The following is a 19,188-nucleotide window of genomic DNA, read 5'->3' on the forward strand; positions in this document are numbered from 1 at the left end:
TGACCATGAAGATTCTGACCTGCCCGATGAACGGCCCGCGCAACATAGACGAGTTCCAATCCTTCGGTCCCGTCCGCGCGGAGCCGGACCCGGATCGGACCGCCGACGCGGACTGGTCGCGACACCTGTTCCGCGCCGAGAACCGTAGGGGCATCGTGATCGAATGGTGGCGGCACGTGCCGAGCAATTATTTCTTCCTGGCCGAGCGCGACCTCGTCTCCAACGAGATCATCCGCACTTTCGACGCTTCCGAACGTCGGGCTCAACCATGAACCGGCTAGCTGAGCCCTGGGGAAGCCGGATCGACCGAAGCCGTCCCATCCGCTTCACTTTCGAGGGCAAGAATTTTGAAGGCTATGCCGGCGACAGCATCGCCAGCGCGCTTGCTGCCTCCGGACAATGGGTGCTGTCGCGTTCCTTCAAATACCATCGGCCGCGCGGCATCCTCTCAATGACGGGCGCGGACGCCAATACGCTGGTGCAACTGCCGTTCGAGCCGAACGTCGCCGCCGACCGCACGCCGATCAGCGCGGGGCTTCGGGTCAGCGCCCAGAACGTCAACGGATCGCTCGAACGCGACCGCGATGCGATCATCGACAGGCTCGGACGCTTTCTGCCGGTCGGTTTCTACTACCGCACCTTCATGGGACCACGCCGCGACAGCTGGCTGAAATTCTGGGAGCCAATGATCCGCCGCAAGGCCGGGCTCGGCGTGGTCGACACCGCGGCCCCATACCGGCATTTCGACAAGACGCACCTGCACTGCGACATCCTCGTGGTCGGTGCCGGTCCGGCCGGACTGAACGCCGCGATCACTGCCGCCGAGGGTGGCGCCGATGTCGTGCTCTGCGACGAGAATCCGGAGATCGGCGGATCGCTGACCTATGGCCGGCATGATCCGGCCATGCTTGCCGACCTGTCCTCCAGGCTTCGGGCGCTGCCCAATCTGCGCCTGCTGACCGGGACCGTCTGCAACGGATGGTATGAGGACAACTGGCTGCCGCTGATCCAGGGCGACCGGCTCCATCGCACACGGGCGCGCGCGGTAATCCTGGCCACAGGCTCCATCGAGCAGCCCGCCATCTTCCGCAACAACGACCTGCCGGGAATCATGCTGTGCAGTGCCGCGCAGCGGCTGATCCGCCATTATGGCGTGCGCCCCGGACAAAAGGCAGTGGTGCTGGCAACAAGCGACGAAGGCTATGGCGTGGCGCTCGATCTGGTCGAGGCCGGTGTCTCGGTCATGCTGGTCGCCGATCCGAGATCCGGCGGCGAGGCCGGCGCCTTCGAAGCCGAGTTGCACGGCAAGGGCGTGGCCATCCAGAAGGCCGCGACGATCGAGGCCGCCGAGGGGACGGCGGGAAATCGCCACCTTGCCCGCGTTCGCTTCGACGGGCGCTGGATCGAGTGCGACCTGCTGGCTGTCTCGGCCGGCCAGGTGCCTGCATGGCAGCTGCCTTGCCAGGCTGGAGCGAAGGTCGGCTATGACGCCGCTACCGGATCGATGACGCTCACTCGCCCGAAAGCGCCGATCTACTTTGCCGGTTCCGTTGCCGGAGACAACGATCTGCGGGGCGCGATTGCCGGCGGTCGCCGGGTGGCCGCCGCCGCGCTTTCGCGGCTCGGCCAGGCAGTCGGAGAGGACAGCCCCCCTACCAGGCCGACGGCCACCAGTCCGGTCCATGTGCAGCCGATCGTCGCCAATCCAAAGGGGCGCGATTTCGTCGATTTCGACGAGGACCTGCAGGTCAAGGATCTGCAGAACGCGGTCAAGGAAGGTTATCGCGAGATCGAGCTCGTCAAGCGCTTCACCACCGTCGGCATGGGTCCGAGCCAGGGCCGCCATTCGGCCCTGGCGACGGCAAGGATCGTCGCCGAGGCGACCAGCCGGACGGTTGGCGAGGTCGGCGTCACCACCGCACGGCCGCCGGTCGGGCCGGAGACGCTGGGTGTGCTTGCCGGCCATCATGAGCCTCTCGAACGGCGCACGGCGTTGCATGCAAGGCACCTCGCGCTCAACGCCGTGATGAAGCCGGTCGGCGCCTGGTGGCGGCCGTATTTCTATGGCGATGCCAGTGAGACGGAAAAGGCGATCCGCGACGAGATCATGGCGGTGCGCGAAGGCGTCGGCCTGCTGGACGTCTCGACGCTCGGCAAGCTGGAGCTGCGTGGGCCGGATGCCGGCGCATTCCTCGACCGCCTTTACACCATGGCGCATGCCAACCAGCCGGTCGGGCGCGTCCGCTATTGCCTGATGCTCAACGAGATGGGTTCGGTGGTCGATGACGGCGTCGCCTGCCGCATGGCGGAAGACCGGTTCTATGTGACGGCCACCACCGGTGCGGTCGCGCGTGTCTATGCCGACATGCTGTTCTGGAACGCGCAATGGCGCTTGCGGGTCGATGTCCTCAATCTCACCGGCGCGTTCTCCGGCTTGAATGTCACCGGGCCCAAAGCCAGGTCCGTGCTTCAGGCGCTGGAAAGCGACATCGATTTCGGCCGCGAGGCCTTCCCCTATCTCAGCGGCCGCGAAGGCGTTGTCGCCGGCGTGCCGGTGCGGGTGATGCGGATTGGCTTCACCGGCGAGCTGAGCTACGAACTGCACTGTCCGTCGAGCCTCGCGCCCGCCCTGTGGGACGCGGTGATCGCCGCCGGCAAGCCGCATGGCCTCAAGCCCTACGGTCTGGAGGCATCGCGCATCCTTCGCCTGGAGAAAGGCCACATCCTGATCGGCCAGGACACCGATGCGATCACCGCGCCGGACGAACTGGGTTTCGGCTGGGCGGTCTCGAAGAAGAAGCCGTTCTTCGTCGGCAAACGGTCGATCGAAATGCGCGCAAGGCTGGGCCAGTCGCGCAAGCTCGTCGGCCTGCGATTTCCGGCCGATGCCAGGAACATACCCGGTGAAAGCTGCCTCGTGCTGCGCGGCACTACTCCCGTCGGACAGATTACCTCGGTCGGCTTCTCGCCGACGCTCGGCTGCGCCATCGCGCTCGCCTACGTCCATGTCGACGACTCCACGGAAGGAAGCCAGGTGACGGTGAAATGCCGGAATGGCCAGCTGGTCGAAGTACCGGTGGTCGCTCATGCCTTCTTTGATTCCGCGAATGCACGGCAGGAGATGTAAATGGCAGCATCCCCTGTGTTTCCGTTCATGCCGGGTGGTGCCGCGGACGGCACGAGGCTGCCTTCCGGCGCGGTGATGCTGACCGATCTCACGGGCAGCCTTCGCTTCGGCCTCAAAGGCGGCGGCAGCGCCGGCTGGCTCGTGTCGCGAGGCGTGCCCTTGCCTGCAGTCAATCGCATCGGCAGTTGGCGCGGCACACGCGTGCTGCGCCTCGGCAACGAAGATATCCTGTTGCTGGCAGAAGGACCCGACAGCGCGCTCGCCGAGCTTGCAAACACTTGGCATGGCGCAACTGCGCCAAAGGGCTATTCATCGTGGCGCGAGGAGGGCTGGGCGTGGATGCGCCTCTCAGGCCCGCAGGCGCCGCAAGCGATGGAGCGGCTATGCGCGCTTGATCTCAGAGCCGATAAATTCAGCGCCGAGGACATTGCGCAGACGCGTGTTGGCAACATCGAGGCCGTTATGGTCCGCTCGCAGGCGGGTTTCGATGTACTGTTCGACGTCACCGCGTCGGCGTACTTCGCCAGAACTGTAACGGCGGCGGCCAGGCACTGCACAGATTTGCTGATCGATACGGAAGGACACATATGACCCGCCCGCAAGGAACCATCGCACCGATCCTGACGCCGTTCGAAGACGACGGTCGCATCGCGCGCGACCTCTGGGTATCCCACGCCAAATGGGTGCTGGACCAGGGAGCGCATTTCCTGTCGCCGTTCGGCACCACGGGCGAGGCGCTGTCAGTCTCGCTGCGCGAGCGCATGCAGGCCCTGGAGTGGCTGATCGAGGCCGGTATTTCGCCCGGCCGGCTGATGCCCGGAACCGGCGTCACCGCGCTGCCCGAAACCGTCGAGCTGTCGACCCATGCGGTCGGGCTCGGCTGCGCTGGAGTGATGGTGCTGCCGTCGTTCTTCTACACTGCTGTCGGCGACAACGGCCAAGCCCGCTACTACGGCGAACTGATCGAGCGGGTGGCGAACCCGGCAATGAAGATGATCCTCTATCACATCCCGCAAAATTCCGGCGTGCCGGTGAGCCCGGCCTTGACCGCCCGGCTGAACGAGGCGTTTCCCGACACCGTCGTGGCTTACAAGGACAGCGCCGGCGACTGGAACAACACGGCGGCAGTGATTGCCGCCGCACCCAAGGTCGCGGTCTTCCCGAGTTCGGAAGCGCAGCTGACCAAGGGGCTTGCCGGCGGCGCGGCGGGCTGCATCTCGGCGACCGTCAACCTCAATGCCGCGGCCATCCGGGCCCTCTACGATCGTACGATGGCCGGAGAGGACGTTGCCGAGGCGGATGCGGCGATCAAGGCGTTCCGCAAGATCATCCAGGATGCCGGTCTCATTCCGGCGATGAAGGCCGTGCTGGCGGTGCGTTCCGGCGACAAGCGTTGGCTGAACCTGCGAGCGCCGCATGAGAATGCAACGCTCGAAAGCGGCGAGAAGCTGCTTGCCGCGCTCGGTCCTTCGGCCGACCACATTGGCCGGAGCTGAGCGCGGCATCATGTCGGCTGATCCATCCGTCATCCTGCACACCGACCGGCCGGCCGCGGCGCTGGCCGTGCTCAAGGAGACCCATCCGGATCTGACTGTCCATGGCTGCGACAGCTATGCCGCCCTGCCCGAGCTGATCGGGCGCGTGGCGGCGGAAGTGGTTTACTCCGTTCGCTTCGACGGCACGCCGCGATATCCGCGCCAGGCACTTGTCGAAAGCCCGACCGTGAAATGGGTATCGGTCGGCGGCTCCGGCACGGATCATCTCGGGCGTTGGGACCCGGAGCGGCTCACGGTGACGAATGCGGCAGGCGTTGCCGCCGGCATGCTGGCGGAATACGTGCTCGGCGCCATGCTGTCCTTCTCGCTCGATCTGCGCGGTTTCGAACGCCGCCAGCAGGCTCGCGTCTGGGGCGGCGGCCGCGTCGAGCCCATCGAAGGCAAGACGGTTCTCATCATTGGCCTTGGCAAGACGGGGACAGCCGTCGCCAGCCGCGCACAGGTGATGGGCATGCACACGCTCGGCGTCCGCGCGCGACCGAAAGCCGTGCCTTGCCTCGACGAGGTGCATGGGCCGGATGCCCTGCTGCCCTTGCTTGGGCGCGCCGATTTCATCGTCTGCTGCGTCCCGCTGCTGCCCAGCACGCGCGGTCTGCTCGGCACGGCCGCCTTCGCCGCGATGAAGCGTTCCGCCGTGCTCATCGACATCTCGCGCGGCGGCGTCCTCGACGAGGCGGCGCTGCTCGCGGCCCTTGACGGCAAGCAGATCAAGGGCGCGGCGCTGGATGTCTTTGCGACCGAGCCGCTGCCGGCGGACCATCGTCTATGGGCCTACGACAACGTCGCCATCACGCCGCATTGCGCGGCGGTCTACGACGGCTGGGACATCAAGTCGGTGCGCATGTTCGCCGACAACCTGAAGCGTTACCGCAGCGGCGAGCCGCTTGAGAATGTCGTCAGTCCGGAACGCGGTTACTGAAACCGAGAGGAAAGCAATCTCATGACACAGGACAGGCGCGGCGGTGGCCGCAGGGCGAAGGTCGGACGCGGCGGCGGCGGCATCGCGCAACTGCCCTGGCAGCACGTGGAGAACCCCTATCCGCCCATGCAGCTCCTCGAAGAGGAGCGGATGGAGCGGCTGCACGAAACGTCGATGCGCATCCTGTCGGAACTCGGCATCCGCGTCATGAGCGAGCGGGTGATGGACCTGTTTGCGGCGGCGGGCGCCATAGTAGACCGCGAGAGCAAGACCATCCGGATCGACGAAAGCCTGGTGACCGAAGCGCTGCGGAGGGTTCCATCTTCCTTCACACTGACCAGCCGCAATCCCGACAAGCAGGTGCATCTTGGCGGCAACTCGCTGGTCTTCGGGCTGGTCGCCGGCCCGCCCAATGTCCATGACCGCATCAATGGCCGCCGCCAGGGCAATCTTGCCGACTACCAGAACTTCATCCGGCTGGCGCACCACTTCAACGCCATCCACATCATCGGCAACCAGGTCGTGGCGCCGATGGAGCTGCCGGCCAATTCGCGCCATCTGGACACCTACTACGCCAACCTGACGCTCAGCGATCTCAGCTTCCATTGCACGGCAATCGGCCGCGCCAGAGCGATGGACGGCATCAACATGATGGCGATCGCACGCGGCATCAGCGTCGAGGAAATGCGCGCCTCGCCTGGCGTGACGACCATCATATCGATCAACTCGCCGCGGTTGTTCGATGACGCGATGGCAGAAGGCCTGATCGCGATGGCCGAGCACGGCCAGCCGGTGACCGTCACGCCCTTCACGCTGATGGGCGCGATGACGCCGGTCACGCTGGCGGCGGCCCTCTGCCAGCAGAATGCCGAAGCGCTGTTCGGCGTGGCGCTGACCCAGCTGGTCAACCCGGGCACGCCGGTGATGTATGGCGCCTTCACCTCCAACGTCGACATGAAATCGGGCGCGCCGGCCTTCGGCACGCCCGAGAATGCCAAGGCCAACATCATCGCCGGTCAGCTGGCGCGGCGCTATCATCTGCCCTACCGCACCTCCAACGCCAATGCGTCGAACGTGGTCGACCTGCAGGCCACCTACGAAACCGAGATGGCGACCTGGGGCGCGGTGCTCGGCGGCGCCAACCTGATCTACCATGCGGCGGGCTGGCTGGAGGGCGGGCTGACCGCTTCCTATGAGAAGCTCGTCCTCGATGTCGAGATCCTGCAGAACATGATGGAGTTCCTGCGGCCGCTGCCGTTCCAGGAGGACGATCTCGGTTTCGAGGCGATCAAGTCCGTGCCGGCCGGTGGTCATTTCTTTGGCGCCGAGCACACGATGTCGCGCTACACGACCGCCTTCTACCAGCCGATGCTGTCCAACTGGCAGAACCATGGTGCCTGGCAGGAAGCGGGCGGCAAGGATGCGCTCGAACGCGCCACCGAGCTTTGGCAGCAGGCGCTGCATGACTACGAGGAGCCGGTCATGGACGTTGCGGTCCGCGAGGAGCTCGACGCCTATGTCGCACGCCGCCGCGAGGAAATCGCCGCCAATCCGGAAGGCTGACGGCCGCATCCGCAGCTGAGCGACATAGCGCGCGAATGGAAATGCAACGAAAGCGAGGCAGGCCAGCGATTGCTACCGGCGGGTGCCGTCTATTTCCAGCTCGACGAGACGGATGTGCGGAACATCATCGCACATCCGCGCACCATGATCGGCTCGATGGCCTGCCGCATGGCATTCATCCACACCCGCCTGTGGGGCACTTTTCCGCGCGTGCTCGGCCACTATGCCCGCGACGTCGGGCTGTTCAGCCTGGACGAAGCGGTGCGTCGCATGACAGGTCTGCCTGCGCGGGAGTTCGGCATCGATCGGCACGGCGTATTGGCCGAAGGCAATTTCGCCGATCTTGTCATCTTCGACCCCGCGACGAACATCGACACCGCTACCTTCGAAGAGCCGCGTCAGCCCGCCGCCGGTATCGAGCATGTTTTCGTCAACGGCATATCCGTCTGGCGCGATGGCAAGGCGACCGGCGCACTGCCGGGCACGGTTCTCAAGCCGTCCGCGTCACCCAAAATCGTCAAGAGCGCGTGCAAATGCGGTGCTGATCACAGCGCTTCGTAGAGCCGGTCGACGGATTCCAGCGTGTAGGTGAACTCCACCGGCCTTGTGCAGCGCCAGCCGTCGAAGGGCTGTCCGGCCAGCGCCTTCAGCGCTTCGGGCATGCGCAGGATGCCACCGCCGTAAAGGCGGTTGGCCATGTCGAGCATGCCAGTGCGGTGCATCGCCTCGGTCATGCTGCCGCAGGCATCCTTGACCAGCCAGACCCTGAACCCCTGATAGACCGCGTCGAAGACACTCTCGGTGACGCAGCTGTCAGTCAGCACGCCGGTGACCATCAGGTTTTCGACCTTGAGTGAGGCAAGACGTTGCGCAAGATCCGTCCTGCGGAAGACGCTCGGCCAGTGCTTGTGGATGACGATGTCGCCAGCCAGCGGCGCGACCTCGGCGCAGATATCAGCGCCGGTGCTGCCCGCCACGGCCGAGCGAAATTCCTCGGTCAGCATCTCCTCCCGCCTTGCGTAGCCCTTGCGCTCTTCCGGCTTGACCCAGGCCTGGGCGTGGATGACGGGCATGCCTGCCGCGCGTGCCGCGGCGATCAAGCGGGCGGCGTTGGCGAGCATCGCGTCATAGCCGACAACCGGCCAGGCAGCGCCGGGGCGGTATTCGTTCTGCAGATCGATGGCGAGCAGAGCCGATTTGGCTGGATTCATGGATGTCCTCGGTCGAAGCCCGTGACGAAACGGAAAAGCAGACGGATCGCCTGGTCGAGATCGGCGATGTCCATGCTCTCATGCGGATTGTGGCTACCGTTCTCGTTGCGCACGAACAGCATGGCGCTTGGGATATTCGCCGCGGCAAAAGTGGCGGCGTCGTGCCCGGCCCCACTCGGCACATGGGGTACGCGCATCTGCAGATCGCCGGCGGCACGGTCGAATGCGGCGATCAGCGCCGGCGACATGGTTGCCGGCTCCCAGGTGAAGCGTGGCCCGGCTTCGAACACCACTCCGCGTTTGACCCCGACCTCGGCGAAGAGCACGTGAAGCCGCGTTTCGATCCGCTCCAGCACGGCGGCATTGGCGCTGCGTACATCGAGCGTGAAGCGAAGTTCGCCCAGCACGCGGCTGCCGCCATGCTGGCTCGGATCGGATTCCACCCGCCCAAAGGTGATGGTGGCCTCGTGGCCCTCGCGCTCGAGCGCGTCCCACTCCGCTTCGAGGCCGGCGGCCAGATCGGTAAAGCCGAGCACGCTGTCGTGCCTGGCAAAGCGCGGCTCGGCGCCGGAATGGCCGTAGGCGCCGAGGCAGGCGGCATCGACATAGCGAAAGCCGCCGGCAATCCCGGTGACGATGCCGGCCGGCACGCCGGCGGCCACTAGGCGCGGGCCTTGCTCGATATGCACTTCTACGAAGGCCGCGATGCGGCTGGCTTCGATGCCGGCAACGCCGCGGCCGACCGCGCCGGGATCGAAGCCTTCCTCGCGCATATGCTCAGCCAACGTTCGGCCGCTATCGGATCGCCTGGCTTCGAGCGCCTGCGGCTCGAGCAGGCCGAGAGCGGCCTGGCTTCCGGGATAGGAGAGAGGAAACCACACCGCTTCCTCGGCGCGCGTCGCCAGCAAGATGAGATCACGTGACGGGCGCGTACCCTGAGCGACAAACTCGGCGATCACCGCAAGCCCAGCCACGACACCGGCGGCGCCATCGAAATTGCCGCCATGCGGCACGCTGTCGAGATGTGAGCCGATGACGATTGCCGGCAGATCGGCGTTACTTCCGGCGAGCGTCAGATAGAGATTGCCGGCGGCATCGATGCGCGCCTTGGCGCCGAGTTTTTCAGCCTCCTCCCGGGCCAGTTGATGGGCAAAACGCTCGCCCGAACCGTAGGCGACGCGGGTTATGCCCGGTGCGTCGGCGGTGGCCTCCGCCAGCGCGTCCAGCACGCGCCCAGCAAGAGCGCCACCCATCGTCAGGCCGGTGGCTGTCACGACGCCGACACCTGCTGAGCGCTCCGCAGCCGTTGCGGCGTGAGATCGGTGAGCGCGACACCTTGCCTGGCGACATCGTCCGGAAGGCCGCCGCCGCCGATCAGGCTGGCGCAGACGCGCGACAAAGCGGGCGAGGTCTTGATACCGTAGCCGCCCTGCCCGACCAGCCAGACGAAATCCGGAACCGCGTCATCGGGTCCGACAACCGGCGATCCGTCAGCGACGAAGGTCCTGAGGCCCGCCCATGAACGCGACACGCGCTGCACCTCGATCGTCGTCGCCTTTTCGAGACGCTCGGCGCCGATGGCGACATCCATATCCTCGGCATAGGCATCCATCGGCGCCGACGGCGTCGCATCCGCCGGCGAGACGAACAATTGGCCCGCATCCGGCTTGAAATAGAATTCGGCACCGACATCGTTGACCAGCGGCCAGTCGGTGATGTCGACACCGGCGGGTGCTGGAATGTTGAAGGCGGTGCGGCGCTTGGGTTGCAGGCCGATCGCGCGCACGCCGGCCATGACAGCGATCTCGTCGCCCCAGGCGCCGGCGGCATTGACGAGCGTTGGTGCAAGGAACGTTCCCGCCTGCGTCTCCACACGCCATTGGCCGCCTTGCCGGCCGATATCCTTCACGCCGGCATTGGTGACGGCCCGGGCGCCGCGCGCACGGGCACCGCGCAGATAGCCCTGGTGCAGGCCGTTCACGTCGATATCCATCGAATGCGGTTCGATGTATGCGCCGGCGAGATAGTCAGCGCGCAGCACCGGCACGCGCGCGATTGCCTCGGCGGGCGTCATGGCGACGATCGAGGGAACCAGGGCCTGGGCGGCCTCCAGATCCTGTGCCAAGAGCTCGAGTTGATCGGCGCGCGCCACCGTGATCATGCCGCGCTTGCTGAGCAGCGGGTAGTCCGAGAAGCCGGTGGGCGGTTGGATCATGAACGCCCGGCTTGCCAGCACGATCCGACGGATGACGCCGTTGCCGTAATTTTCGGTGAAACTCGCCGCCGAGCGGCCGGTGGTGTGGTAGCCGCAATGGCTTTCCCGCTCGAGCAGGACCACCTTGGCCGAACGGGAGATCTCAAAGGCGGCGCCGGCGCCGGCAATGCCGCCGCCAATGATGATCACGTCGGTTTCCTCGACGGCTTTCATATAAGCTTATCCTTCAACATGGCTGCACCGGCTTCGCTACGCGGCACCGGAGGCGCTTCCCCCAGGCGTCCGCGTCGGGCGCGGTCGCGAGCGCCGCGGCCCTCGGCGAGATTATCGGCCAGCGAGTTCTGCAGCGCACAGTCCTCCAAGGCCAGATCGATCACCGCAGGGACCGGTTTGCCCGCCATCTCGATGCCCTTCAGCCGTGCCCACACGGCACGGCGCTTGCGCACCTGATGCGACTGCAGGTCGCCGAGCTCGGCAAAGCTGGTCTCGCGCTTGATCGCCAGTGCGCCGGCGGCAACGGCGGCATCGAACAGCTCCAGCCCCCGCCGGGTGCGCACGATGATGCCGTTGAGCGCTTCGTCGTCGACCGCCGGCCCGCCATTCAGCCAGGCATCCGAAGCGACAATGTCGGCCACCTGGCCGATCGCGTCGGGGCAGATCTTGCAGCGCGGCTGGATCATCCACTTGTCTTCGTCTTCCCATAGCTGCCGGTAGGTGAGTTCGAAGGCGCGGCCATCCCTCGTCTCGATCCGGTTGAGCCCGGGATTGCCATGCCCCCTGTAGCGGAACAGGGCAAGTTCTTCCTCGCCGATACCGAAGCGCTGCAGCACCTGCTCCGATTTCGACAGGTCCGAGGCGCCGCCGCAGACGAAGGCCAGGGCATAGCGCATCAAATCATCGACACGGGCATCAAGCCGCGCCAGGTTGCGCACGGCGGTGATGTCACAGGGCTTGGCGATCAGCGCAAAGGGCTCGCCGCGGTCGAGGATCTCGCCGAAATCCGCCAGCGGCGCCACCGGGCCATAGCGCGACCCGGCGCCTTCGAGGACCGAAGCCGCGTCGAAGCTCAGGCGCTGCTCGCTGCGCATCGGCGCTGACCGCGACGCGGCGACGTGCAAGATGAATTTGACGCGACCGGAGCTCAGCAAGAACTGGCCAAGCGCCGTCAGCACGCCGCCACTCGACGCTTGAAACCGCACCGTCGGGTCCAGCGCATGGCCGAGGACCAGCCGTTCGGCGGGTCCCCAGACGGTGTCTTGCACAGCCGCATTGTTTGTTTGCGCCTGATCCGGACCGGCGATCCGCGTCCCCGGGCAAACGGCGTTGATGCGCATCAGGGTCGGCCGGTCGAGTGCCTGCCGGGCAAGCGGGCGCAGGCGACCTTCAGGTGTCATGACCATCTCGACCGCGCCGGGCCCGGCAAGCGAAGGGCACAGCCCACAGCCGATGCACAGGCCGTTCTCGACGATCTCGCCCAGCGACAAGGGAGTGGTCGGATGCGCCGTCATGCCTTGCATTCGACTGGCTGGGTCGCGGGCCATCTGAACCTCGACATCAGACCTGCTCGGCGATCAGGCGATACTGGTCCGGGCGGCGATAGAGGGCGAAGTCGAAGTTCACCTTCCGGCATGTCGCGATCAAGTCCAGATCGGCGCGATGGACGATCACCTCGTCACCGAGCGAAAGCGCCTGCGCGGCGATCTCGCCGGTCGGTGCGATGATGCAGGAACCACCGATCAGCGCCTGGCCGTCCTCGACCCCAGCCTTGGCGGCGGCCGCCACCCACAGCGTGTTCTGATAGGCGCCGGCCTGCATCGGCAGATGGTTGTGGAACATGCGCAGATGCGCCAGTGCCGGCGCCTCGTCGAGCAGCAGCGGCGTGTTGTAGCCGATGAGCACGACCTCGGCGCCATTCAGGCATAGCATCCGGTAGGTTTCCGGCCAGCGGCGATCGTTGCAGATGGCGAGACCCACACGCACGCCGCGATAGTCGAAGACCGGAAAGCCGAGATTGCCGGGCTCGAAATAGCGCCGCTCCAGATGCGTGGTCGTGCCCTCTTCCGGTTCGCTCGACCCCGGCACATGCATCTTGCGGTAGCGGCCGATGAAATCGCCATCCGGGCCGACGAGGTCCATGGTGTTGAAGCGGCGTGTGCGGCCGTCTTCGCGCACGAGTTCGCAGTAGCCGAGCGCGAAGCCGATCTTCAGGCGGGCGGCGGCGGCGTAGAGCCGCTGTGTTTCCGACCCCGGCATGGCGCGTTCGAAGAAGGTCTCGATCTCGGCGGTATCGTCGATGCGCCAGCGCGGAAAGAACGTCGTCAGCGCCATTTCAGGGAACACCGCGAGCTCGGCTCCGGCAGCTGCCGCCGTCTCCAGCAAATGGACAAGGCGGCCGACCGTCTCGGCGCGCGAGGCGCTGCGCTGGATAGGCCCGGTCTGGCAGACCGCGATGGTCAGGCATCTAGCCATGGGGTCGTCTCCTCGACAGGTTTTCCGGAATGAGCGGGATCGGCGACGGTACGTGGCAGGAACTGTCCGAAACCCGGCTGCACCTGCAGCACGCCGTCGGCAATCACGGCCGCGCCCCGCACCAGGACGGTGGTCGGCTTGCCGGTCACGATTCTGCCCTCGTAGGGCGTGAAGTCGACGCGCGAATGCAGGGCCGCATGGCCGAGCGTCCAACGTGCCTTGGGATCCCACAGCGCCAGATCGGCGTCGAGGCCAACGGCGATCCTGCCCTTGGCGTGTGCGAGCCCATAGACCGTTGCGGCATTGCGCGAGGTGAGATCGAGATAGCGGCCAAGCGTCAACCGGCCGGTCAGCAGCCCCTCCGAGAACAGCAGCGGCAGCCGCGTTTCAATGCCGGGGATGCCGCTCAGCGTGGTGTTGAAGCCAGGCGTTTCCGCCCTGCCGATCTTGTCGGCGAAAAAATAGGGAGAATGATCGGAGGACCACAGATCGATGCCGCCATCGATCAGAGCCTGCCACAAATGCTGCTGGCTGCGCGGCGAACGAGGCGGCGGCGAAAAGACGAAACGCGCGGCGTCCCTGGCCGGACGGTCGAGATCAGCCGCACTGAGAAACAGATATTGCGGACAGGTCTCGGCGACCACATCGACGCCCCGGGTGCGTGCCCGTGCGATCTCCTCGGCCGATTGCCAGGAGGAGACATGGACGATGGTCATGCGCGCGCCGGTCATTTCCGCGAAGGCCAAGGCGCGATGCGTGGCCTCGCGCTCCATCGTCTCGCTGTGGGCGACGACATGGTAGCGCATGTCGGTGCGGCCGAGATCGATCAGGCGCTGGCGGGTGCGGCGGATGGCGGCGTCGTTCTCGGCATGGACCATGACGATCCAGCCAAGGCCGCGCGCGGCGTCCAGTATGTCGAAGAAGAGATCGTCGTCGACCGCGAAACCCTGATAGGTCATGAACAGCTTGACCGAGGCGATGCCGCGCGTTGCCAGCAAGGAAAGCTGCGCCTTGACATCAGCGCCCGTGCCCATGGTCACCACGGCGTGCAGTCCATAGTCGATCACCGCGCGGCCCGCGGCGCGATCGAGCGCACGATCCACCGCATCGACGGTCGACATATCAGGGCCGGGCATGCCGAACGGAACGATGCAGGTCGTGCCCCCGAACGCGGCCGAGATGGTGCCGGACTCGAAATCGTCGGCATTGCCCGCGCCACCCCAGACCGGCTGGTCGAGATGGCAATGGGCGTCGATACCGCCGGGCATGACCCAACGGCCGCCTGCGTCGAGCAGCGTCGCGCCCGTCAGCCCGCTGCCGATGGCTGCGATACGGCCTTCATCGATGCCGATGTCGCATTCGGTCCAGTCGTCGTCGAGGGCAACGCGTCCACCTCTGATCACCAGTTCATGCATTGGTTTTGCCGCCCCCTTCGCGGATCGGCCTCCTAGCCAACAGCCGCCGTCACCATGATCTCGACGCGATATTGGTCGCCGGCAAGGCGCGCCTCCACGGTTGCGCGAACGGGCATCGCGCTCCTGTCGATCCAGGCGTCCCACGCCGTGTTCATCATGTCGAAATCTGCGATGTCGCGAAGCCATATCTGGGCGCTCAAGAGCTTGGTCTTGTCACTGCCGGCCTTGGCCAGACAGGCATCGATCTTGGCGAGGATTTGCTTCGCTTGCGCCGTGGTGTCGCCGGAAAGATCGTCGGCGGTCAGACCGGCCAGGTAGACGGTACCGTTGTAGCGCAGCACACGGCAGAAGCGTTGGCCGTTCTCGAGACGTTCGATCGTCATGCAGGTTCTCCCAATGGCGGATTTCGGTTTCGGCAGGTTGGCCATGGTATGGAGGAGACAAAACGACTGTAAAGCCCGACAGACGGCGAGGCGCTGCTTTCCGCAATCTTGATGGCCAAAAAAATTGACGCCATAGCCGTGTCAATCTTCGTTTGTGACACGCCTGGCTCGGTGTAGCTTCGGTCGGGGAGAGCAGCAGCCGCTGATCAACGGCACTGCCAAGGGGAGCCGTCGCAATGCATGAAAGTCCTGCGTCGGTCATCGGCCCCGCTTCCGATTCCCGATGCGTCGCGTAGCCGGCTGACGGCGGCATCGATGGGGCCGATCGCTCAATATCTGAGGGGCTTCTGGCGGAACGCGGAGCGCTCGCGCGCCTTGCTGCCGATCATGGCCAGCATCTGTCTCGCCTGCATCGGCAGCGCCATGCTGACCACCGCCGTGTCGTTCTACCTTGGCAAACCCGGTATCGCCCCGGACGTGGTCCAGATCGTGCTGACAGCCTATCCAGTCGGCTTCCTGATCGGGTGCCTGATGACGCGTCCGCTGGTCGCCCGCTACGGCCATGAGCGAACATTCGTCGTGATCCTGGCAACCGCACTGCTGGCGGCCGCGGGCTTCGTCCTCACCGACTTCGTGCCGAGCTGGTTCTGCTTCCGGCTGCTCGGCGGCATGTCGATGGCCTCGATGTTCGTCGTCTGCGAAAGCTGGATCAATCTCTATGCCGAACAGCACAATCGCGGCGCGATGTTCTCGATCTATATGCTGACGACGGCGATAGCGGTGCTGCTCGGACAGATCCTGGTCGCGCTGGTGGGTCCGAAGTCGTCGCATCTGTTTTCCGTCGCCGCGGTCATGGTGCTGCTGGCGTTCGTGCCCAAAGTCGCCGGACTGCGCTGGCCCGCGCTGCCTTCGGTGCCGGCCGATCCGACGCCGACGACCGGAACAAAGGCCGCGCGGCTGGGGCCGCTGGCACTTTTCAAACTGGCGCCGGTGACGGTCGTCGCCATCTTCCAGGCCGGCATCACCAATATGAACATCTTCGTGCTGACGCCGATCTACGGGACGCAGATCGGATTGTCGGCATCGACCACGGTCTGGCTGGTCACCACGATAAGCATCGCCGGCATGCTGGCGCAGACGCCGGTCGGCTGGCTGTCGGACCGGTTTGACCGACGCGTGATGCTTTTGGTGCAAGGACTCGTGGCGGTGGCGGCCTGCGCCTCGATCGCCTGGTTCGGCACTCTTTCTGTGCCGCTGCTGTTCGTCTTGTTCTTCCTCTATGGCGCGACCGCGCTAACGATCTATCCGGTGGCGATGGCATTCGCCGCCTCGCAACTGCCCGTCCGGCACATGGTCGCCGCCTCCGGCACGCTTCTCCTGCTCTATTCGATCGGCAATGTGGCGACGCCGGGCGTCGCTGCCGGGCTGATGGCGCATCTCGGGCCGCCGGCCATGTTCCTTTTGCTCGGCGGTGGGGCGGTGCTGGTTACGCTCGCGGCCTGCTACAATCTTGTGCGCCGGCCGGCCTCAGCACCGATCGCGCAAACTGTCGAGGAACAGGTTTGATGACGGACAACCCAGCGATGAACCGCCTGAAGGGCCGCGTCATCCTGATCGCGGGTGCAGCAAGCGGAATTGGCGCGGCCATTGCCCGGCGCTGCGTCGCCGAGGGCGCCAGGATCGTCTGCGCCGACTACGATTCCGGGGCGGCGCAGACACTTGCCGACCAACTCGGCAGCTCGGCAATCGCTTGCCAATGCGACGTGACCGACGCTGCCTCCGCCAAGAGCGCGGTCGACATCGCCGAAAGAAACTTCGGTCGGCTGGATGGGCTGGTGCACAATGCTGCCGCACCGTCGACGAGCGCCACAGTCGTCAATCTCGACGAAAGCGCCTGGCGGCATGAGATCGACGTCAGCCTGACCGGCGCGTTCCTGATGAGCAAGTTCGCCGTGCCATTGATCGCGGCAGGCGGCGGCGGTTCGGTGGTGTTCATCGGCTCGCAATTTGGACGCGTCGCAACCACCAGGGCCGTCGCCTATTGCGCCGCCAAGGCAGGGCTCATCCACCTCGCCAAGGCGATGGCCGTCGACCACGCGCCCGACAAGATCCGCGTCAACAGCCTGTCGCCGGGAGCGGTGGCGACCACGCGCCTGCTGCGCAGATTTCCAGACTTCGAGGCGGCCAATGCCGGCCTCGGACCAGCGCATCTGCTTGGCCGGATCGCCGAGCCCGACGAGATCGCGGCGGCGGCGGCGTTCCTGCTGTCGTCGGACGCATCCTTCGTCACCGGCTCGGACATGCTCGCGGACGGCGGCTATGCGACACGCTGATACAACTCATTCGTTTTCACAGGAGTTCACATGACGCTGCTCGTCACCGGTGGCACCGGCTTTGTCATGAGCGTGGTCGCGCGCGAATGGCTGGACCGTGATCCGCAAGCCCGCGCCGTCATTCTGGATCGCTCGGGGCTGGATGCGATCGCGGAAGAATTCTTCGCCCCGGTGCGCGACCGCCTCACCGTGCTGACAGCGGACATATTGGAGCCCTCCGCCTGGGCGGCAGCGCTCGATGCGCACGACATCACCGCCATCGTGCATGGCGCGACCGTCACCCCGAATTCGCGCCCGAGCGACCCGCAGATGCAGCCAGAGGCCCACAATCCGGCCGATATCGTCGACGTCAATCTGATGGGCACGGTGCGCATGCTGGAATGGGCGCGCGGCCGACCGGGGATCAAACGCTTCGTCTATGTCAGCTCCGGTTCGGTCTATCGCCATCACGGGCCGGACTGGAACGGCGAGCCGCTGCCCGAGGACGGCTACGTGGCGCCGCTGACGCTATACGGCATCTCGAAATTCGCGGCCGAAATGGTCACCAACCGCTATGCGGACCTGTTCGGCCTTTCCGCCATCTCGGTGCGGCTGTCGTCGGTCTACGGCCCGATGGACCGCGTCACCGGCAGCCGCAACGTCCGCCATCTGCCCAACCGCGTCGCGCATATGGCGCTGGCCGGCGAGACGATCCGGCCAAACAGCCTCGAACCCCTCGGCGACTATGTGCTGTCGAGCGATGTCGCCAAGGCGATCATGGCGCTGCTCGACGCGAAACGCCTGCGCTACCGCCACTACAACATCGGCAGCGGCGGCACGCAGACCGTCGGCGATTTCATCGGCTGGGCCACCGAGCGCATCTCCGACCTGAAGGCCGAGGTCAGCCCGACCGAGACGGCGAACATCGTCATGAACGCGGCGCTGAAGACCGGCATGTGGGGCGAATACGACCTTGCCCGCATCGAGCGGGACACGGACTGGCGGCCGATGCCTGCCAAACAGGCCTTCCACGACTACATGGACTGGATCGCCGCCAACGAGTGAGGAGAAAGCCGATGCCGACCGATCTGCCGCCAGCGCCGCAGCCGCGCGATTTCGTCGGCTACGGCCCACGCCCGCCCTTCGTCACCTGGCCGGGCGGCGCCAAGCTCGCCATCAACCTGGTGCTGAACTACGAGGAGGGATCGGAATATTCTTGGGCCGAGGACGGCCGCAACGACAATTGGGGCGAATACAATCTCGCCAGCAGCCCGCCGGTGCGCGACCTCGGCACCGAGACCCATTTCGAATATGGCAGCCGCGCCGGTGTGTGGCGCCTGGCGCGCCTGTTCGACCGATACAGTATTCCAGTCACCATCTCCGCCTGCGCCGTGGCGCTGGAGCGCAATCCGGCCGTGGTCGACTGGATGAACACGCGCGGGCATGATCTGCTCGGCCATGGACTGCGCTGGGTCGACTACACGACGATGGAGCGGAGCGAGGAGGAGCGCCAGCTGCACGAAGCAGTCGCCCTTTACCAGAAGCTGACGGGCAGGCGCCCCTCCGGCTGGAACTGCCGCTCGTTTCCGAGCGTGAACACGCGCGACCTGCTGGTGCGGGAGGGTGGCTTTCTCTACCACTCCGATCCCTGCAACGACGACCTGCCCTTTTTCGTCGATCATCAGGGCACCGAAATTCTCGTCGTGCCCTATTCCAAGACCCTCAACGACAGCCGCTATCTGGTGGCGCCCGGCTACAGCAATCCGCGCGATTTCGCCGAGGATTGCCGCTCGGCGATCGACTACATGCTCGACGAGGCGGATGAGACCGGCGGCCGCATGCTGACGATCGGCATCCATGCGAGATGGATGGGCCAGCCCAACCGGGCGTCCGGGCTGCGTGAAGTGATCGAGCACGTGAAGAAGAACCCGGCAGCCGCCTTCATGCGGCGCGAAGACATCGCCCGCTTCTGGCTTGAGAACCGTGCCAGTTTCGAGCGGCGCGGCTGACCAGAGCAA

Annotated in this window: 18 protein-coding genes; 11 read left to right on the forward strand and 7 right to left on the reverse strand. The window is 65.8% G+C overall.

All coding sequences use genetic code 11. The annotated features are described in order from the left end of the window. Positions 1 to 5 precede the first annotated feature (5 nt). The 7 genes from BLS48_RS25305 (at position 6) to BLS48_RS25335 (ending at position 7,726) form a co-directional block, all read left to right on the forward strand. Positions 6 to 272 (forward strand): sarcosine oxidase subunit delta, encoded by a 267-nt coding sequence (locus BLS48_RS25305; RefSeq protein WP_091583726.1) that lies wholly within the window; start codon positions 6 to 8, stop codon positions 270 to 272. Continuing rightward, on the forward strand, positions 269 to 3,127 hold the full coding sequence (locus BLS48_RS25310) for a 2Fe-2S iron-sulfur cluster-binding protein (RefSeq protein WP_091583728.1): 2,859 nt from the start codon (positions 269 to 271) through the stop codon (positions 3,125 to 3,127). The genes BLS48_RS25305 and BLS48_RS25310 overlap by 4 nt, the downstream gene beginning before the upstream one ends. A gap of 75 nt (positions 3,128 to 3,202) precedes the next feature. Next, positions 3,203 to 3,718 carry a hypothetical protein gene (locus BLS48_RS25315; protein WP_167365244.1) on the forward strand — a complete coding sequence of 172 codons (516 nt, stop codon included), beginning with the start codon at positions 3,203 to 3,205 and terminating at the stop codon, positions 3,716 to 3,718. Continuing rightward, positions 3,715 to 4,623: a dihydrodipicolinate synthase family protein gene (locus BLS48_RS25320; RefSeq protein ID WP_091583733.1), complete on the forward strand. Its 909-nt coding sequence runs from the start codon at positions 3,715 to 3,717 to the stop codon at positions 4,621 to 4,623. Before BLS48_RS25315 ends, BLS48_RS25320 begins: the two co-directional genes overlap by 4 nt. 10 nt (positions 4,624 to 4,633) lie before the next feature. After that, positions 4,634 to 5,602 carry a D-2-hydroxyacid dehydrogenase gene (locus BLS48_RS25325; RefSeq protein WP_091583935.1) on the forward strand — a complete coding sequence of 323 codons (969 nt, stop codon included), beginning with the start codon at positions 4,634 to 4,636 and terminating at the stop codon, positions 5,600 to 5,602. Between the two features lie 21 nt (positions 5,603 to 5,623). Beyond that, positions 5,624 to 7,165, forward strand: coding sequence for a trimethylamine methyltransferase family protein (locus BLS48_RS25330; protein ID WP_091583736.1), 1,542 nt, complete (start codon positions 5,624 to 5,626; stop codon positions 7,163 to 7,165). A 144-nt stretch (positions 7,166 to 7,309) separates the two neighbouring features. Continuing rightward, positions 7,310 to 7,726, forward strand: a complete 417-nt coding sequence (locus BLS48_RS25335; protein ID WP_244529869.1) for an amidohydrolase family protein — start codon at positions 7,310 to 7,312, stop codon at positions 7,724 to 7,726. Here the strand turns inward: BLS48_RS25335 and BLS48_RS25340 are convergent. Genes BLS48_RS25340 through BLS48_RS25370 form a run of 7 tightly spaced genes read right to left on the reverse strand, consistent with a single transcriptional unit; the run spans position 7,711 to position 14,858 of the window. Beyond that, positions 7,711 to 8,376: a cysteine hydrolase family protein gene (locus BLS48_RS25340; RefSeq protein ID WP_091583739.1), complete on the reverse strand. Its 666-nt coding sequence runs from the start codon at positions 8,374 to 8,376 to the stop codon at positions 7,711 to 7,713. The two genes, BLS48_RS25335 and BLS48_RS25340, sit on opposite strands and share 16 nt — an antisense overlap. Beyond that, entirely contained in the window at positions 8,373 to 9,650 is a 1,278-nt protein-coding gene (locus BLS48_RS25345; RefSeq protein WP_244529870.1) for a hydantoinase/carbamoylase family amidase, read from the reverse strand. Before BLS48_RS25345 ends, BLS48_RS25340 begins: the two co-directional genes overlap by 4 nt. Continuing rightward, complete coding sequence (locus BLS48_RS25350) at positions 9,647 to 10,804, reverse strand: NAD(P)/FAD-dependent oxidoreductase (protein WP_091583741.1); 1,158 nt, start codon at positions 10,802 to 10,804, stop codon at positions 9,647 to 9,649. The genes BLS48_RS25345 and BLS48_RS25350 overlap by 4 nt, the downstream gene beginning before the upstream one ends. Beyond that, positions 10,801 to 12,132, reverse strand: coding sequence for a Coenzyme F420 hydrogenase/dehydrogenase, beta subunit C-terminal domain (locus tag BLS48_RS25355; protein WP_244529878.1), 1,332 nt, complete (start codon positions 12,130 to 12,132; stop codon positions 10,801 to 10,803). The genes BLS48_RS25350 and BLS48_RS25355 overlap by 4 nt, the downstream gene beginning before the upstream one ends. A gap of 13 nt (positions 12,133 to 12,145) precedes the next feature. Further along, complete coding sequence (locus tag BLS48_RS25360; RefSeq protein ID WP_091583744.1) at positions 12,146 to 13,060, reverse strand: nitrilase-related carbon-nitrogen hydrolase; 915 nt, start codon at positions 13,058 to 13,060, stop codon at positions 12,146 to 12,148. Beyond that, positions 13,045 to 14,475, reverse strand: a complete 1,431-nt coding sequence (gene hydA, locus BLS48_RS25365; RefSeq protein WP_091583747.1) for a dihydropyrimidinase — start codon at positions 14,473 to 14,475, stop codon at positions 13,045 to 13,047. The genes BLS48_RS25360 and hydA overlap by 16 nt, the downstream gene beginning before the upstream one ends. Positions 14,476 to 14,507: 32 nt before the next feature. Beyond that, complete coding sequence (locus BLS48_RS25370) at positions 14,508 to 14,858, reverse strand: RidA family protein (protein WP_091583750.1); 351 nt, start codon at positions 14,856 to 14,858, stop codon at positions 14,508 to 14,510. A 240-nt stretch (positions 14,859 to 15,098) separates the two neighbouring features. On the opposite strand from BLS48_RS25370, the gene BLS48_RS25375 reads away from it, so the two are divergent. From BLS48_RS25375 to BLS48_RS25390, 4 genes are read left to right on the forward strand one after another with little or no spacing between them, the layout of a single operon-like run. Then, positions 15,099 to 16,424 (forward strand): MFS transporter, encoded by a 1,326-nt coding sequence (locus BLS48_RS25375; protein ID WP_342028538.1) that lies wholly within the window; start codon positions 15,099 to 15,101, stop codon positions 16,422 to 16,424. Beyond that, the gene (locus BLS48_RS25380) at positions 16,424 to 17,191 is read left to right on the forward strand and encodes an SDR family NAD(P)-dependent oxidoreductase (RefSeq protein WP_091583757.1); all 768 of its coding nucleotides are present in this window, start codon (positions 16,424 to 16,426) and stop codon (positions 17,189 to 17,191) included. The genes BLS48_RS25375 and BLS48_RS25380 overlap by 1 nt, the downstream gene beginning before the upstream one ends. A gap of 30 nt (positions 17,192 to 17,221) precedes the next feature. Then, positions 17,222 to 18,235 carry an NAD-dependent epimerase/dehydratase family protein gene (locus tag BLS48_RS25385; protein ID WP_091583760.1) on the forward strand — a complete coding sequence of 338 codons (1,014 nt, stop codon included), beginning with the start codon at positions 17,222 to 17,224 and terminating at the stop codon, positions 18,233 to 18,235. Between the two features lie 11 nt (positions 18,236 to 18,246). Then, entirely contained in the window at positions 18,247 to 19,179 is a 933-nt protein-coding gene (locus BLS48_RS25390; RefSeq protein ID WP_091583762.1) for an allantoinase PuuE, read from the forward strand. Positions 19,180 to 19,188 lie beyond the last annotated feature (9 nt).

The sequence above is a fragment of the Mesorhizobium qingshengii genome, assembly GCF_900103325.1.
GTDB lineage: Bacteria > Pseudomonadota > Alphaproteobacteria > Rhizobiales > Rhizobiaceae > Mesorhizobium > Mesorhizobium qingshengii.